This window comes from Pyrinomonadaceae bacterium, assembly GCA_036277115.1.
Taxonomy (GTDB): Bacteria; Acidobacteriota; Blastocatellia; order Pyrinomonadales; family Pyrinomonadaceae; genus UBA11740.
In genome coordinates, this window is record DASUNM010000027.1 from 814883 (window position 1) to 831354 (window position 16472).

11 protein-coding genes are annotated in these 16472 nt (G+C 57.1%); 4 read left to right on the forward strand and 7 right to left on the reverse strand.

Annotated features, from left to right (window positions below):
- Positions 1 to 76 precede the first annotated feature (76 nt).
- Complete coding sequence (locus VFX97_19875; protein HEX5705470.1) at positions 77 to 2617, reverse strand: PQQ-dependent sugar dehydrogenase; 2541 nt, start codon at positions 2615 to 2617, stop codon at positions 77 to 79.
- Between the two features lie 212 nt (positions 2618 to 2829).
- Entirely contained in the window at positions 2830 to 3660 is an 831-nt protein-coding gene (locus VFX97_19880; protein HEX5705471.1) for a hypothetical protein, read from the reverse strand.
- A 187-nt stretch (positions 3661 to 3847) separates the two neighbouring features.
- Between VFX97_19880 and VFX97_19885 the strand changes: the two genes are divergently transcribed.
- On the forward strand, positions 3848 to 4462 hold the full coding sequence (locus tag VFX97_19885) for a hypothetical protein (protein ID HEX5705472.1): 615 nt from the start codon (positions 3848 to 3850) through the stop codon (positions 4460 to 4462).
- Positions 4463 to 4479: 17 nt separating this feature from the next.
- A complete protein-coding gene (locus VFX97_19890; protein HEX5705473.1) occupies positions 4480 to 5613 on the forward strand; it encodes a DUF3298 and DUF4163 domain-containing protein in 1134 nt (377 codons plus the stop codon).
- A 75-nt stretch (positions 5614 to 5688) separates the two neighbouring features.
- Here VFX97_19890 and rsmI read toward each other — a convergent pair whose 3' ends face one another.
- The 3 genes from rsmI to VFX97_19905 form a co-directional block, all read right to left on the reverse strand.
- Positions 5689 to 6549: a 16S rRNA (cytidine(1402)-2'-O)-methyltransferase gene (gene rsmI, locus VFX97_19895; GenBank protein HEX5705474.1), complete on the reverse strand. Its 861-nt coding sequence runs from the start codon at positions 6547 to 6549 to the stop codon at positions 5689 to 5691.
- Between the two features lie 96 nt (positions 6550 to 6645).
- Positions 6646 to 7194 carry a hypothetical protein gene (locus VFX97_19900; protein ID HEX5705475.1) on the reverse strand — a complete coding sequence of 183 codons (549 nt, stop codon included), beginning with the start codon at positions 7192 to 7194 and terminating at the stop codon, positions 6646 to 6648.
- Between the two features lie 236 nt (positions 7195 to 7430).
- Positions 7431 to 7955: a hypothetical protein gene (locus VFX97_19905; GenBank protein HEX5705476.1), complete on the reverse strand. Its 525-nt coding sequence runs from the start codon at positions 7953 to 7955 to the stop codon at positions 7431 to 7433.
- Positions 7956 to 8182: 227 nt separating this feature from the next.
- On the opposite strand from VFX97_19905, the gene VFX97_19910 reads away from it, so the two are divergent.
- Positions 8183 to 11038, forward strand: coding sequence for a TPM domain-containing protein (locus VFX97_19910; GenBank protein HEX5705477.1), 2856 nt, complete (start codon positions 8183 to 8185; stop codon positions 11036 to 11038).
- A 74-nt stretch (positions 11039 to 11112) separates the two neighbouring features.
- Here VFX97_19910 and VFX97_19915 read toward each other — a convergent pair whose 3' ends face one another.
- A complete protein-coding gene (locus tag VFX97_19915) occupies positions 11113 to 12621 on the reverse strand; it encodes a pitrilysin family protein (GenBank protein HEX5705478.1) in 1509 nt (502 codons plus the stop codon).
- A 67-nt stretch (positions 12622 to 12688) separates the two neighbouring features.
- Positions 12689 to 14083: a pitrilysin family protein gene (locus tag VFX97_19920; GenBank protein ID HEX5705479.1), complete on the reverse strand. Its 1395-nt coding sequence runs from the start codon at positions 14081 to 14083 to the stop codon at positions 12689 to 12691.
- 269 nt (positions 14084 to 14352) lie between these two features.
- On the opposite strand from VFX97_19920, the gene VFX97_19925 reads away from it, so the two are divergent.
- Positions 14353 to 16404, forward strand: a complete 2052-nt coding sequence (locus VFX97_19925; GenBank protein HEX5705480.1) for a M1 family aminopeptidase — start codon at positions 14353 to 14355, stop codon at positions 16402 to 16404.
- The last annotated feature ends 68 nt before the right edge of the window (positions 16405 to 16472 follow it).

Below are 16472 nucleotides of genomic sequence, written 5' to 3' on the forward strand. Positions count from 1 at the left end.
ACTAGCGGGCGGCATTCTAGTTGAGATTTGAGTTGAGCGAAAGGGACTTTGGAAAACCGGATCGCACTATTGTCGCTTACGGCGTGACTCCCACGAGCACCACGTTACTCGTCCTACCATTAACGGTAATGCTCACCTGCAGATCGCCTGCGACAGTTATTCCGTCGGGAAGCTTCACATTCACCTGCGTAAAGCCCGCGAAAGTAGATAAGCTGCCCACGAACTCGACCGAAAGTTGATGGACTGTTTGTTGTGAGTCTACTGCCTGGGCAGTCACCACGAGCCCCTGAGTTACGGTAAGGTTTGTCGCGAAGAGCGCAACGCGCGTTCGTGGGTCCGTGTTCAGGAACCCGGGATTAGTTATCGAGAACGGATCGCGCAAGAACAAGAATGAGTTGAGGGCAATCGCGCGTTGCGAGTTCTCTTCAGTCGCAAGCACCGGATTATCATCGTCCAGAATCGTGCCCACGCCCTGACTGTCGGAAATGGTTGCGTTCGTCGCTGCTGATAGATTGAGATTAAAAGTAAGCGTTGCCGCTTCGTTGAAGAGATCGCCGTTTACCTGAACATTGACGGGCTGTGTAGTCGTTCCCGGAGTGAACGTCAGAGTGCCGCTCGTGCTCACATAGTGAGTGCCGGCTATCGCCGTGTCGTTCGCCGTCGCATAATTCACGGTGATGGTTTGGAAGCTTGGATTCGACAACGACACAGTAAAGCCGGCGTTACACGTACCGGTGTTTCCCTCAGCTACGGACACGTTGTTGATAGAGATCGTTGGTTCCGCATCGTCGTTGTTGATGGTGCCGATTGCCTGACTGTCGCCGAGCGTGCCGTTATTCGGATTGGTGAGATTGACGAAGAAAGTCTCGGCCGGTTCAAACGTTATGTCTGAGTTGACGGTGACGTTGATGGTAGTAGAAAGCTGACCCGAAGCTATAGATGCCGTTCCACTGGCAGCCACAAAGTCGGTGCCGGAAGTCGCGGTATTGCCGGCCGTAGCGTAGTTTGCTGTCACCGTTTGACCGCTCGTATGTGAGAGCGAAACTGTGAATGTCGCGGTGGTCGTTCCGCTCGCTCCCTCTGTCACGCTGACATCGTTTATCGAAATCACGGGCGGACCATCGTCGTCTGTGATCGTGCCGACGCCTTGATTGTCATCTATCGTCGCGTTAACCGGGCTCGAAAGATTGACGTTGAAAGTCTCGTTAGGTTCGAAAGTCGTATCGCCGTTAATGGTGACGCTGATCGGTTGTGACTGTTGCCCGGAAGGGAAAGTTAAGGTGCCACCAGTGGCGACATAGTCAGTGCTGGCCGATGCCGTGTTGTTGGCAGTGGTGTAATTCACCGTCACTGTCTGCGCGCTCGCCGGCGACAGAAGTACGTTGAAGGTCGCTACGGACGTCCCGCTGTTGCCCTCGGTAATCGTGAGATTGTTAATCGCGAGGGTGGATCCACCGGAATACTGCACGCGAAACACGGCGCTGGATCCGCGGGCCAGATAATACAGACTCCCGTCTGATCCGACTGCCAGATCGACTGGTTGCGAGATTCCTGAGGCAAAGCCCTCGGCCGTGTTGTTCGATGGATCCATCAAGCGAATCCAGCCGCTGCAAAGATCCGCAAAAAAGTATCTGCCCACGTATTTGGCTGGGAATTGGAGCGTGCCAGGGTTGTAGAACGCGCCGCCGGCAATCGCGCAGCCGGTCGTTGGGCCGAATCCGTGACCGTATTGGAACAGGGGGTCACGAAAGTTAGGGTGCAAAATTGAACAGCCGCCTTCGCAAGTCGGCCAACCGTAATTCGACCCGGCAATCCCGTCGTTAATCTCTTCCGTGGAGCTTTGGCCGACGTCGTTGATGAACATGCGGCTTGTGCCGGGCTGGAACGCAAACGTGAATGGATTGCGCAAGCCAACGGCCCAGATCGCGCGATTGACGCCTGAGGGAGATCCGGCAATGTTTGGAAATGAGGTTGGGTTATCTGCCGGAATCGTTCCATCAGAGTTGATTCGCAGAATCTTTCCCAGCCGGTTGGCCAGCGACTGCGAAAATGAAGGAACCGCATTCTCCCCAGTCGCAATATAGAGCTTCCCGTCCGGCCCAAAATGGATGGCGCCGCCGTTATGGTTAGTTGCACTGAGCGTTTCCAGGTCGAGAAGGACCACTTCGCTGCCCGCTGCGGCGACGTCTTGATTGGCGATGTCGGCAGTGAAACGGCTTACGCGATTGTGCGTTGCGGGCGTAGTGGCGGTGTAGTAGACGTAAACAAAGCGATTGGTTGCGTAGTCCGGGTCGAAAGCAACGCCCAGTAGTCCACGCTCGCCCTGGGGATCCACCGTTAGCGTGACAAACGGCGTCGGCAGCAAGGCGCCGTTCTTAATTACTCGCAGTTGCCCCGTCTGCAGACAAACAAAGATGCGGCCGTCGGGAGCGATGGCCATTGCGGTCGGATTAGAGAGTCCGCTGATTTGAGTTTCCGTGAAACCGGCAGGCAGCGTTGCCGCGCCCGCAGATGTGAACGCACTCAGGCAAAAAAGCAGCGCCGACAAATGGATCGCCCATCGACGGGCGATGCTGCTTTGCATCATCAATCTGTTTCCAAAAGACTGTTCGCTCATTCCTTCGTGTTATTCCTGGCGCGCACGCGGCCATCCGGGCGCACTGCTGCATCTTTGACGAAGGGCAGCTGAAGTTGATTAAGACAACCCGGGAGACGAGTCTGGGGTTTAGGTTGTCCTTTCGAATTCTGAGGGGCCGAGGCCGATTATACGCGCCGCAACAGCCGGCTGCCATAACCAATTTGCCCGATCGGCCGGGCGCAGGTCGCTCATCACGCCGTCGCGTAACTTATTTCAGCGATGACCCAGCGGTCGCCTTCGCGGCGCCAACGAACATAGGTGTGGCTGGTAAGGTGCTCGCCGCGAGGCACAAACTTATTTCCCCTAAAGCTAGTCCACATTTTGTTGTCGGGAAAGTTATCCACAAAGGCATCGAAGTCCCCGTTATCGGCGCGCTCGATCAATAGCCAATAAAGATCGCCTTTCTTCTTCACATCCCTGGTTAATTGCGCGTAGCTAATCGAGTTGCGAAAATATTTCTTTGATCCCACGTTCATCGGATTCAAGTGAAAAAACGGGCGCGTGCGCGAAAACAGAGAAAGAAATAAAGACGTGTTACGAGTGCGCATTGCGCGGATAAGTTTTCTCATCGCCGCCGCAAGTGCGGCTGGCGGGGCCGAGGTGCGGTTGCTGGGCGCATTATCAATTGTAATGGTGAGCGAAAAACGTGCGACCCGGTAATCTGCCGGCTTCGTCACGAAGACCACATAGTCCCCGGTCTGTTTTAGCGTGCCGGACCAGTAGTAGTGATACGACTCGTCCTTACCGTCAGGGTCTTTAACGAGGAATATTGCTGAGTCCTGCGGGGCGGATGTGACCTCTATCAGCATCCATTGGCCCGCCCGGGCTTCCACCGCGTACTCGAATTGTTGATCGCCGCGTATCGTACCCTTCAAAGTTGCACTGTTTGTCCCGCGGGGAAATTGCACGCGGAGTGGCTCGGCTTTTCCACCTTGAGCAAGAGCCGGTTGGGCAAAGCCCAAGCAAAGCACCAAAACAAAGAACGGCGTCAGCGCGAAGTTGAGAATTAAACGGTTCCTCATTAACGGCGCATCATACCGCCAATTAGCGCCCTCCCGCTTCCAAAAAAACTAATTGTAATCCGCAGTGGTTTCCTTACTTCGGTTTTTCTTTGCGGTTTGGCCTGAGTAACCAGTATCGCCAGCGTCCTACTAAACTTCGCTTGGCCGTTCGCATTGGCTGCGGCTAAAGTAAAGCCCTGACTCCACCATGGGCGTTGCCAAGTTAACCGATCAAAATACTGTCGTTCCCGAAAGCAAATACGCGCGCGTCGAGCGCGAGCGGCGTTTTCTGTTGAACGACCTGCCGGAGGGCTTGATCCGGACCGATCACCACCTGCAAATCACCGATAGCTACATCACCGGCACACGGCTGCGGATTCGAAAAGTGCGCGATCCGAAGACGAATAAATGGATTGTGAAATTCACGCAGAAGTTTGCCCCGGAACCTGAAAATCTTTCGCGCACCATCATCACAAACATTTACTTGAACGCCCTCGAAGCTGAGACCCTGTCGGTATTCGCAGCGAACGAGATTCGGAAGAACCGGTACTATTTCGACTTTGAGGGCCGGCGATTTTCGGTCGATATGTTTCTCGGCGATTTGTTGGGGCTGACGCTGGCGGAAACGGGTTTCGCAACAGATGAAGAGATGGCTGCGTTTGCATTGCCGCCGTTTGCCATCGCTGACGTTACGAACAGCGAGATTTTTTCCGGCGGCAAATTGTGCGAGCTCACGTTTGAAGATATTCGAAAGGAAGCGCAAAAACGCGGATGGGTGAAGACGCAATCCGCCAACTCCAACGAGGCAGTAGTCCGACCGTAAGGGAGGGCTTATAAGACATGCGAAGCAAAACCCAACTAATCCTTTTCATCGCGACCGCGGTCATGCTTTTCGGCGCGTGCCGCAAATCAACGACGAAGCAAATCGCGAATACCAACACGACGTCTTCAGCGCAGGACACTTTGGGCGGCGGCGCAGCGCCGGCCGGCGAGAAAGTCAATTTCCGCGGCTCGATCGCGAGTTTGTCGATCGAAATGAATCTGGTGCGCGAAGGCGAGCTTCTAACTGGCACCTATTTTTATCCTCGAATCGCCAAGAACATTGATTTGAAAGGCGAGATCGACAAGGACGGCAACGTCACTCTCCGCGAGTCCGATGAAACGGGAAAGGAAACCGGCGTCTTCAAAGGCAAATGGAAATCCAATGCAACCGGTTTGGCCGACATTGAAGGCAAATGGTCACGACCTGACGGCTCGAAAGAGACTGACTTTTTTATCTCTCAGCAACCAATTGAATTCACCGCCGCGGTCCGAATCGTGCCGAAAGTGATTCGCGAAAACAACAAAGAAGCAAAGTATTCGGTGGACGCTGAGTATCCTCAGATAGAAGGCGATGCGCGGTTCGATAAGTTCAATCGCGAATCGCGCGCGATGATCACCAAAGACGTGGCGGCTTTTAAAACTGCTGAGACCGCGGCGCTCGAAGAAGAGGGAGATCTTCCGGAAGAAACACAGACCTCTTCCCTCGACATTGGATACCAGGTGCGACTGGCAACTGACGATTTGATCAGTGTCGAGTTTACCGAAGGGCAATACTCGCGCGGCGCGGCGCATGGCAACAGCATCACGGCCGTGCTGAACTTCGACGTGAAAAACGGCAAACGAATCGAGCTGGCGGATCTATTCAATCCGAAATCGAACTATCTCAGCGTGATCTCGGTGTATGCGATTAAAGATCTGAAGGAGCAGCGTAAGAGCAACGACATGCTCATGGACGACCAGATACAAGATGGAGCCGCCGCGCGCGCGGACAATTACCGAGCGTGGACGATCACGCGGAAGGGTCTTTGGATTACGTTCGATCCGTATCAGGTTGCGGCATACGCGGCCGGCCCGCAGCACGTCTTAGTTCCGTATTCGGCGGTGAAGCCGATCGTGAAGCCTGATGGGCCCATTGGAAATCTGGCGGGGTAGGTCAGTTTTAAGACCGAAGTTTTTAGTTTAGAGGTAGCCCGCCTCTAAACGACCAACTAGAGATTATCTGTTGTTCTATTTCGGGCGGCGGTTCTTCTGAGCCGTCATTATCCGATAAGCTTCAGCGCGTTTGATGCCCAGCTCACGCGCGGCGCTTTTCAAAGCCTCCTTCGAATTTAAACCTTCGCGCTCGAGTTCCTGCACGCGCTCGATCACTCGTTCAGTGGTTGTCTGTTCGGTATTCGCCGGTGAACTCTCGACAGCTTCGCCGGAAATGAGCAGCACCATCTCGCCGCGCGCCGTACCCACTTTCGAAAACTGTTCGACCAATTCATTCAAAGTTCCGCGGACGAATTCTTCGTGAAGCTTCGTTAGTTCGCGCGCGACGACGGCACGGCGATTACCGAGAGCTTCGGCCGCATCTTTCAGCGCCGCCGCGATTCGATGTGGGGCTTCGTAAAAAGCCAGCGTCGCGCGCACCGCGCGCAATTCTTCCAACCTGGCCCGTCGCGGATTCGCCCGAGCCGGTAAAAAACCGCCGAAGAAAAACTCATCGGTGGGCAGTCCGGAAGCCGCCAACGCCGCGATTAACGCGACGGCGCCGGGCACCGGTATCACGCGAATACCGCGTTCGATCGCCGCGGCCACAATTCGATAGCCCGGGTCGTTAATTAAAGGCGTGCCGGCGTCCGAAACCAGCGCGATGTTCTTTCCCGATTCCAGCAGTGCACAAAGTTCTGCAGCGCGTTCACGCTCGTTGTGCTCGTGATAACTAATCGTTTTCCTGGCGATGCCGAAATGGCTCAGGAGCTTTAGCGTGTGGCGTGTGTCTTCGCAAGCGATGAGATCAACTTCGCGGAGCAGGCGGAGGGCGCGTTGGGTAATGTCTTCGAGGTTGCCGATGGGCGTCGCGACGATGAACAGTTCTCCGGGCACGCGGGCTATTCTGTCATCGCGCGCTGAAAAGGCGAAAGCCCTGCTCGACGAATCGCGCAAGGCTCTCGAACGGTGACGACTTGTTCCGTCAGTCAGTTATGGTCGGATGATTCGCTCCCACCACGGAACGTTGTTGCGGTTGTCCTGCCGGCCACGACGCCAATCGTCGTTTGAGCCGTTGTATCCGATGCCGTAGGCATTCGAGATTATGTTCAGCTCGCGGCGGATTTCAGACCAGCGATAGCTCGCCTGCGTGTTCATCCGGCCCATGACGCGATCCAGCCGGCTGGCTTCGCTCAGCACCCGCTGCGCTTCGTCGCGGCTGCGGCTGAGGTCACGCCCGTTTCCAAAACTGGACTTGAGATTGCCGGCTGCATTGCGAAACTGACGCGCCTCGCCGTTCAACCTGTCTTCGCGGCGCGTGCCATCGGCCCGGCTGCGATCCAAATTACGATCGAGGTCTCTCTCGAAATCTTTTGCGAGCCGATCCAGCCGATGAACGCTGTCGCGCAAATAGCGATTGTCGTAACGACCGTTATCGCGGTCACGCCGATAATCCGGCCAGCTTTGCGCCGAAGCCACAGTGGGAATTAACAGCGCCAATAAACCGACCACCAAACTCAATCTAATCAGTTGCGTTTTCATTTCAATTCTCCTTACCAAGTGTTCATGTGACGCTCCGCGCCCGAACTGCATTTATGGTTGGCAATGACCGTGCCGTTCCGATGGATCCAGCGCGAAGGCTGGGCAGACCCGAGGAAAGGGCGTCCCGAACGCGCAATGCGCGGCATACCGTGCAAACGAGGGCGGAAATCGTTAAGAGAGGCTTGGTGGGTACGCAGGCCTCGGGCATGCTGCACGCCAGAGGCGTGCGTACCTGGCTAATCGTCGCGCAGGAAAGTAACGAAGTGCGAACGCAGTGTCTCTTCAGCGAACACTGTGCGATCGGTATCATCGTCGGCGACCAACCAATGCGGCTTGTCTTTCGACAACGGCGTCAGCAATAGCTCGGAGTTCGCGCCGCGCCGTCCAAAGTGTTTGATGTTCGCGCAGGCCAAGCCTCCCCCGCGCACAATGCCGTCGCGTGGGGTGCGCGGCCAGCCACACTCAATGGTGAGTTCGCGAACGCCGCGGCGAAGCGTCACTTGCCGGCCGACCATGGTGGCGTTGCGACGCGAAAATCTGTGCGGCTCTTTCTGCTCGATCTGAATTCCCGCGCCGCCGCGATTGGCCTGACCGGCAAGTAGAATGACTTCGTTGAGCAGCCAATCGATCGCGGTACGCCGCAGCAGGTCATTGCGCCGGCGCACGGTCAGAAATTCGGCAACGTCTGCTTGCCCGGTCGCGTGTGCACGCGATTGGGCTTCAGCCAAAGCAAGTTCCCAGGCGTCTTCGAGTTCGCTCATCGGACATCTTGTCAGAATCCCGACCGCGGGATAGCGGTCGGTTGAACCTTATGATCGAGTAACGTTAGCCAACAACATTCAACCGCCCGCATCCTACACTCCACGCGGGATGCCCGCGTGGGGACCCCGCTACTACAGGCGGTTCTGACTGCCTTTTTCCTTTTGCCTTCGGCGTGATGTTATCATGCCCCACCGTTTCAATCTTTCCCGACTTCTTTGCCGTCCTAATGACTAATCTTTCAAACAGAGTTTCCAAAAAGAATTACCGGGCATTGATCCTCTCAGCCCTGCTGGCTTTGGTTTGCGTGGCGCATGTCTTTGTCAGTGCGTCCGCCCAGGACAAACTGCCGGCGCCGTCCGGAAACATCAACGACTTTGCCGAAGTGCTCGATCCGGCAACTAAGCAACGTCTCGACACGGTGCTACAAAGCTTAAAGACCCGAACTGACGTGGACCTTATAGTTGCCGTGGTTAAGACAGCCGGGTCGGCGGACATGTACGACTACTCACTGCGAATTGCGAACGACTGGCAGGTGGGCACGCGAGCTTCAACGCGCAAGACGCTGCTAATGGTTATCGCGGCGGACACCGGCCAGTTCTTCACGCAATTCAGCCGCGCGGCGCAGACAACTCTTCCAGACGGTCTGGTGGGCGAGATGGGACGGCGGATGCGTCCTAAATTCGAAGCGCGCGATTTCAGCGGCGGGCTGGTCACCGGCGTGCAAGCGTTTGTTAACGGCCTTGGCGAGCAGCACAACTTCACTTTTGCACAGTTAGATGTACCGGCCGACGATGTGGCCGTCGCGCAGACGCGGCCGCGAACTGTCGAGAGTCCGCCGCCGGCTGACACACCGGCGCCGCAGCCCAGCGGATTGCCGTCGCCGGAAAACGTCCCCAGTCCGACGCCGACCGCAACGCCAACTGAAACGCCTTCCGGCACTCCAGTGCCCGAGGCTACGCCGACACCTCAAGCCACCGCGACCCCGGCGGAGAGTCCGACGCCATCCCCAGCGATGACTGAGACACCGGTGGCTGAACCCAGCGCGATGCCGGCTGCGTCGCCAATTGAATCGCCGGCGGAAACACCAGCGGCTTCGCCTCCGCCATCTGAATCGCCGTCGCCGAGCTCCGTCGCAAAGAACACACCCACCCGACCCGCGCGGCCGACGCGTTCGCCCGTCCCTCCTGCGGATCCTGAAGACGAATTAGAAGAAGTAGAACTGACGTTGACGAAGCCTTTGGCCGAACGCATCGAGCTTTTGAAAACGTTTATAGCAACGCACCCCAAGTCCGTTGCTGTCCGTCGCGCTAATGAACTGATCGTTTCTGCGCGGGCGTCACTTGGCGATCAAAAGCTTCAGGCCGGTGACGTTCGGGGAGGCCTTCAGCAGTTTCAGCTCGCAATGTCGGAAGCTCCGACGGACATGAGCGATCGCCTCTTTACGGAAGTTATCGCACGCATTCCGATGAACCTGTTTCTTCGTGGCCAGCGTGAAGCTGCCTACGAAGCCGCGCGGCGCGTCGAAGCCCTGGCGAAACTTAATCCCACGCGATTGCTCGCGGTAACACAGTTCTATTTGGGCATTGAGGACGTGAAGGAGGCCAATCGGCTTGCGGAGCTAACCGTTCAGAACGCTCCTGAAGTGGCGTCGGCGCATCAGGCGCTGGGCGCGGCGCGTCACATCGCGCTGCGGCTTGAAGACGCGGAAGCTGAATACGCGAAAGCGCTGGCGCTGAATCCGAAGCTGGCATCGGCCAAGCTGTCGCTGGCGGATTTGAAGCGTGCCTCGGCAAAAAGCGAAGAAGCACTGGTGCTTTATCGCGAAGTGCTGGAGGCTGATCCGAAAAATAATCCGGCGCGGGCCGGCGCCGTCGTGTCTTTGTTGGAGTCCGGGAAGCAGGAAGAAGCGGTGCTGGAGTTAAACGCCACGCTTCAGGATCCGGAAAAAGCAAGAAACTTGCCGCTGCTGGTGGGCGCAGCTTACTGGTTCATGGCGCGCGGCAACCCGGGCCGGGCGCTCGATCTAGCCCAACGGGCAGTCGCGCTTGAGCCGCGATATTCCTGGGCGCAGATTGCGTACGCGCGCGCGCTGGTGGCGGACAAGCGACCGCTGGATGCGGAACGCGTGCTGCGGTTCGCGCAAAATTATAGCCGCTTTCCCACACTCGATTACGAGCTGGCAAACGTGCTCGCGTCGGTCGGGTTGTATGACGAAGCCGCCGCGCAATTGGCTAAGTCTTTTTCGCTGAAAGACGGTCAGATCGAAACGAAGCTTGCCGGTCGATTGCCGGTCAAGGCCGCAAACTTTTCCGAATTGTTGGCGCCCGAACGGCGCGCGGCAATCTTTCAGAACAAGACGGCCGATTCTGACGCGAACGCGAAGATGCTGAAGGCCCTGCTGACGTTTACCAGCGCGCTCAACGCGGAACGTCGTTCGCCGCCGGAAGATGAGCTGGCAACACTCGCGCAGGAATTCATCTCAGGTGAAGATCCGATGCGCACCTACCGTCAGGTTTACGTGGCGTCTAAATTTCTGAAGAAGGGCGTGGCCCTTTCGACGGTATTGGATTTGATGGAGAGCGCAACCACCGGTGTTGAAGCAGCGCTCAATGTGCCGGGCGCGACGGTCGCCGTGCAGGCTGAAGAGCTTGCCGATATGCGCGCCCGCGCGCTGTCGCAAGGCGGCACGCCGTCTGTCCCGGATGCTCCGCGCACAGCGTTGTCCGGGTTGCTTCGAGGAAAAATGGAAGACAATGCCGGGCTGGCGCTTTTCAATCTCAACAAACCCGACGAGGCCGTTCTACGTTTCCGGCGCGCCGTCAGCACTGCGCCGGAAGGAACGCCGCTGTGGCGCTCGTCGCTGTGGCACCTGGGCGCGGCCCTCGAAGCCGACGGGAAGGGCGATCAAGCGCTGCTCTTCTACATCAAGAGTTATGTGGCCGGCCCGGACATCGCGCGCCGTTCGGTGATCGAGAATCTTTATAAGAAGATAAACGGCACGCTTGACGGGCTGGATGACAAGATCGGCGGGCGGTCTTCTTCAGCCGGACCCACGCCCACGCCTTCTCCGAGTCCCTGGTAAAAATAAAAAGTAAAAAGAAAAAGAGCAGCCCGGGTTGAACCGAGCTGCTCCGATTTAAGAAAGTGCCGGACTGTTTACTTGCCGGTGCCTTGCGGCTTGCCGTCAGCGTCGAAGACCACCACCGTTCCAAACTTCTCCAGGATCGTTTTGATCTTTTTCGCGTCGCCGACAACGACGATTTGCTGTGTCTGCGGATTTACGTACTGGCGCGCGACGCGCTGCACTTCATCCGCCGAAACGGCCATGACTTTCGAGGGGTAGGTCTCCCAATAATCATCCGGCAAACCGTAAATCTTGCGAGTGATCGAATAGTTCAACAGCTGCTGCGGGCTCTCGAGCGAAAGCGCGAAGCCGGCAACGATCGAGCGCTTTTGCTCTTCGAGTTCCTCGGCGGGAACCTTTTCATCCCGAATGCGATTTAGCTCTTTCATGAACTCAGTCATCGCGCCTTCGGTAACTTCGGTACGCACGTCGCCGCCGGCTGACCATGGGCCGGAATATTTCACCGCGGTGAAGTTGCTGTAGACCCCGTACGTGTAGCCCTTCTCTTCGCGCAGATTGAGAAACAGCCGCGCCGAGGCACCGCCGCCGACAATGCTGTTCATGACGACAACAGGAATGTAGTCAGGGTGACGGCGATCGATGGCGATATTGCCCATTGTGATCGTCGACTGCACTGAATTTGGCCGGTCAATCAGGTAAATCTTCGCATCGGCTACCGGTTTCGGGTTTGCCGGCAAGCTCTCTTTGTAGTCCGTGCGCTTCCAGCCGGCGAGCGCAGTTTTCAGCTTCGCAATAACTTCAGAAGCCTTCACGTCGCCCGCGATGCCGAGAATCGCGTTCTGCGGAACATAACGATCGCGATGCCACGCCGCGAGCAGCTCCGGCGTCAACGCATCGAGCACGGCCGGAGTCGTCGAATAAACGGCCGCCGGGTGATTCCCGTAGACCACGCGGCGAAACCTTTCCTCGGAAAGAAAACCAGGCTGCGTGCGCTGTTGCATCAGACCCGTCTTTTGACGCGCCTTCAGCTTTCCGAACTCGTCTGCCGGAAAAGTTGGATTCATCAGCATGTCAGCCATCAGCCCGAACCACTGATCGAAGTTGTCGGACAAACCTGAAGCGCTGATCGACGCGGCGGTCGAGCCGAAACCCGAATTGGCGGTAAGCGTGGCTCCGAGCTTGTCTACTTCTTCAGAAATCTGGCGACTGTTGCGCGTCTTCGTTCCTTCGCGCAGCATTTGCGCCGTCAGATTGGCGAGACCGGGCTTGTCGGCCGGATCGAAAATTGGACCGGCGCCGCTCATTTGCAAATTCACGTTGACGACTGGAAAGCGGTGGTCTTCCAGAATCATTACCGTTAAGCCGTTGTCGAGTGTCGCTTCGACGGCCTTCGGTAACTTAACGCGCAGCACTTCCTTCGACACCGGCGCGCGGTTCTTTCGTTCGACCGCTTTGCGCGAACTCCCTTTGTCTTGTCCCGGTTGTTGTGCACGCAAAGGCGCGACAACTGAGGCGATAAAAGCGAACCCGAGGAGGGTCGCGGTAATTGTTTTAAGCTTCAATGGATTCAGGTACTTCATTTCTCCTCCTGACAAATCTACCTAATCAGGTTAACGCCGCCGACGAATCGGGCGGGGTATGATTTCGTTAGTTAGAACCGGCGGCCGGCGCGGTCGCGCGCGGTTTCGGCGTCGTGGTGATCACCGTGCGGTTCGTTTCTTTAAAGTAAGTGCGCGCCACGCGCTGAATGTCTTCCTTGGTGACGCTATTGTATTTGGCTTCGATCTCGTTGATGAGATTGGGATCGCCGTAATACACCGCGGTAATTCCCAGGCTTACGGCGCGGCTCAAAGTGCCTTGTAACTGCTGCGCCCGTTGCCGGCGAATACCCATGCGGACCTTCTCGATTTCCCAATCTGCGACCGGTTCGTTCTTTACGCGCTCGATTTCTTCGTAAATCGCTTTCTCGACGTCCGCGAGTTGCTTGCCGGGAGGCAGGATCGCGGTCACGGTGAAGAGCGAGGGTCCGCGACGTTCTTGCGCGCCGGCGCCGACTTGCGCCACCAGTTCGCGCTCCTTGACCAGCTTCTGGTACAGCCGTGAAGACTGACCGCTGGATAAAATCTGTCCGAGCAAGCTCAGCGCGTAGTAGTCCGCGGTGTTGCCTTGCGGAATCTTGTACGCCACATCAATGCGCGGCGTACGCGCGAAACCGTCGTCAAGCGCCACCCGGCGCTCGGCCTTTTGCTCCGGTTCAGTCATGTCCGGGGCCGGCGGTTGCGGCTGCGATGGGATCGCTTCGAAATACTTCTTCACCTTGGCGAGCGCTTCGTCGGTTTTGAAGTCGCCAACCAAAGTCAGCACCGCGTTGTTGGGCGCGTAATAGATGCGAAAGAAATCAGCCACGTCCTTCACGTCCGCGGCATTCAAATCTTCCATCGATCCGATCGTCGAATGCTTGTAAGCGAAGTTGTCGTACGCCGTGCCGATAATCGTTTCGAAAGTCTTGCCGTAGGGCACATTGTCGACGCCGAGGCGTCGCTCTTCCTGGACCGCATTGCGCTGGTTGTCCAGGTTGGCCTGGTTAATTACCAGACTCTTCATGCGATCGGCTTCGAGCCACAGGCCGAGGTCGAGCTGGTTCGCCGGTAGCGCCTGGAAATAATTCGTGCGGTCCTGGTTGGTCGTGCCGTTCATTTGGCCGCCATTCATGTCAACCAGAATGAAGTGCTCGCCTTTGCCGACATTCTCTGAACCCTGAAACATCATGTGCTCGAAGAGGTGGGCAAAGCCGGTGCGACCCTGGCGCTCATCGCGCGACCCCACGTTATACGTGATCGCGATCGCGTAAGTCGGCGCCGAGTGATCTTCGGACATGATTACTCGCAGGCCATTCTTGAGTTTGAATTCGCGGACCGGAATTCGGCTCGACTTGGTGGCGGGCGCTGATTTTCCGCCCTGGGCGAGAGCGGCGATTGGCAACGCCGCGCAAACAAGCGCCGACAAAACGGCGAAACTGAGAAATCTCCTATGCAGCTTCATGACTGAAAAACTCCTGAATTGTTCAATTGGTGGACGTTGTGGCGCCCGTGAGCCGACGCCGTTTTTCAAAACCGAAAACGATATGAGAATCTAATCGCGCCCCACTGCAGTGTCAAGGACGCACGCCAAGAGACGCGATGCTGACAGTTTGTCGAGGTAGTTCGGCAACCGCCGCACCGTCCCAGCCATCAAATCGGGGCCCAAGGTGCCTCTAATTTAACGGCTCATTAAACCGTGCAATAATGCACGCAAGACCTGACTCGTCAGCTATGTTTAGAACAAAACTACTTTCCCTGATTGGCTCCGCGCTCGCCGTCGTCGCTTTTGCGAGTGCTGCAAATGCTCAACAACCAGCCGTTGCCGGCACCCGCTTTGACATCACGAATTACCGGATTGAAGTGCAGCTTCAGCCGGATGACCACACACTTCGCGCCGGGGCTGACGTTACTTTAACGCCGCTCGAGGCCACGCGTTCCGTTGTTTTTGAGCTGAACGGCTCATTAAAAGTGAACGCGGTGGAGAAGGATGGCCGGGTTCTGCCGGGCGTCGTCCAGGATCCGGTAGGGGCGGGCGCTCTCGGACCTAACGTCCGAATCGATTTAGGGGAAGTGGTTCCCGCGGGACAACCGGTGACCCTGCGAATTCGCTGGAGTGGCGCGTTAATTTCGCCGGAAGGTGGCCCGCTGGCGAGCAAGCGGCTCGCGTATGTCGGCACGGAAGGCTCGTATCTGATGTACGCGGCCCGTTGGTTCCCGTTTCACGACTACATGGCTGACCGCGCGACCTCAGACATCACCGTAATCGTCCCGACCGGAGTGCAGGTGGGCGGTATCAGCGACGAGCCGGTGAATCCGCAAGTTGATAAGAGCGGCACAACCAGGTTTCGTTTCGTGCAGAAGACGCCGCAGTTAGTTGGTAACTTTGTCGCCGGACAATTCATCACCAAGAGTCTCCGTTTCGGGCGGTACGAGGTGCAATTCTTTGTTAAGCCCGGCAGTGAAAATCGCATCACGCCGTTCGGCGAGTTGATGGGGCGCGCGCTCGACTTCTACACAAAGCAGTACGGCACGCCCGCGTTCGGGACGCGCATGATCGTCGCGCAGACCGACGATGAAGCGTTCGAAGCGTATTCGGGACTCGGCTTGCTGTTCCTCGCGTCGAAGTTTTTCGAAGGCCGCACGACTCCCGAAGATCGTTTACAACGAGAGATAGCCTATCAATGGTGGGGACAGACCGTCGGATTGAAATCGTTTGACGACGCCTGGGTTTCGCAGGGCCTCGCCGAGTGGAGCGCGTTCGCGTTCCGCCAATCAATATTGACCGGGGCGCAACTGGACGCGGCGCAGCGGGAAGAACAGGAACGCGCGCTGACTTTTGAACAGACGTCATCGATCGCGCGCGCGCCGGCTTCGCTCGACGATCAGTCGGCGGCTTACCAGTCGATCGTCTTTTACAAAGGCGCAATGGTCTTCAGCATGTTGCGTGAGACCCTGGGCCCCGCCAAGTTTGAAGAGCTGCTGGCGCGATTTGTGGAACAGTTCCGCAACAAGAACGCTTCGGTCGACGATTTTGAGCGGCTCACGTCTCAGGTCGCGGGGCGCAACATGCGCTACTTTTTCGCGCAGTGGCTGGAAGGCACCGGCGTTCCTGAGTTCAGTGTGGATTATCAAATTATCCGCACGCGCAGCGGCAAGTTCCGCACGCGCGGCACGGTCCGGCAGAACTTTGAAAATCTCAACATGCCGGTTGAACTGACGCTGCGTTCCGAAGGCGGCGACGCGCAGACTAAGAAATTGGTTTTCGCGGGTCGCAGTGAAGACTTCGACTTTGAATCAGGCGGCCAGCCGATCGCGGCCGAAGTCGATCCAAACAACAAAATTCTGCGCATGTCGGACGATTTGAAAGTGTCCATCGTCGCGCGTCGCGGCATCGAGTTGTTCAAGGAAGGCCAGTACGCCGAAGCGCAGCAGCAAATGGAATCAGCGCTGAAGCTGGATCGAAACAACGCCTGGGTTTATTACAACCTCGCGTTAATTTACTTCGAACAGAAAAACTGGCAACTGGCGCTGGACAATTTTCAGGCGGCCATCGATTCGACCAGCAGCAAGCCGACCTGGATCGACGCGTGGGCGCACATCAGGCGCGGCAATGCGTACGATGCGAAGGGCGATCGCAACAAGGCAGTGTTCGAATACAACAAGGCCCTGCAAACCGGCAGCAACTACGATAACGCCCAAGCCGCTGCCAAGAAATTCATTGAAACTCCGTTCGATCCGAAGACTCCCGCGGAAACAGTCCAAGCCGCGCCTGGGAGCGAGTGATTGAGAGCGCGGCAGCAAGCCGCAGGGGCGACACCGGTTTGGATGTTTGATAGCATTGCCCATCCAAA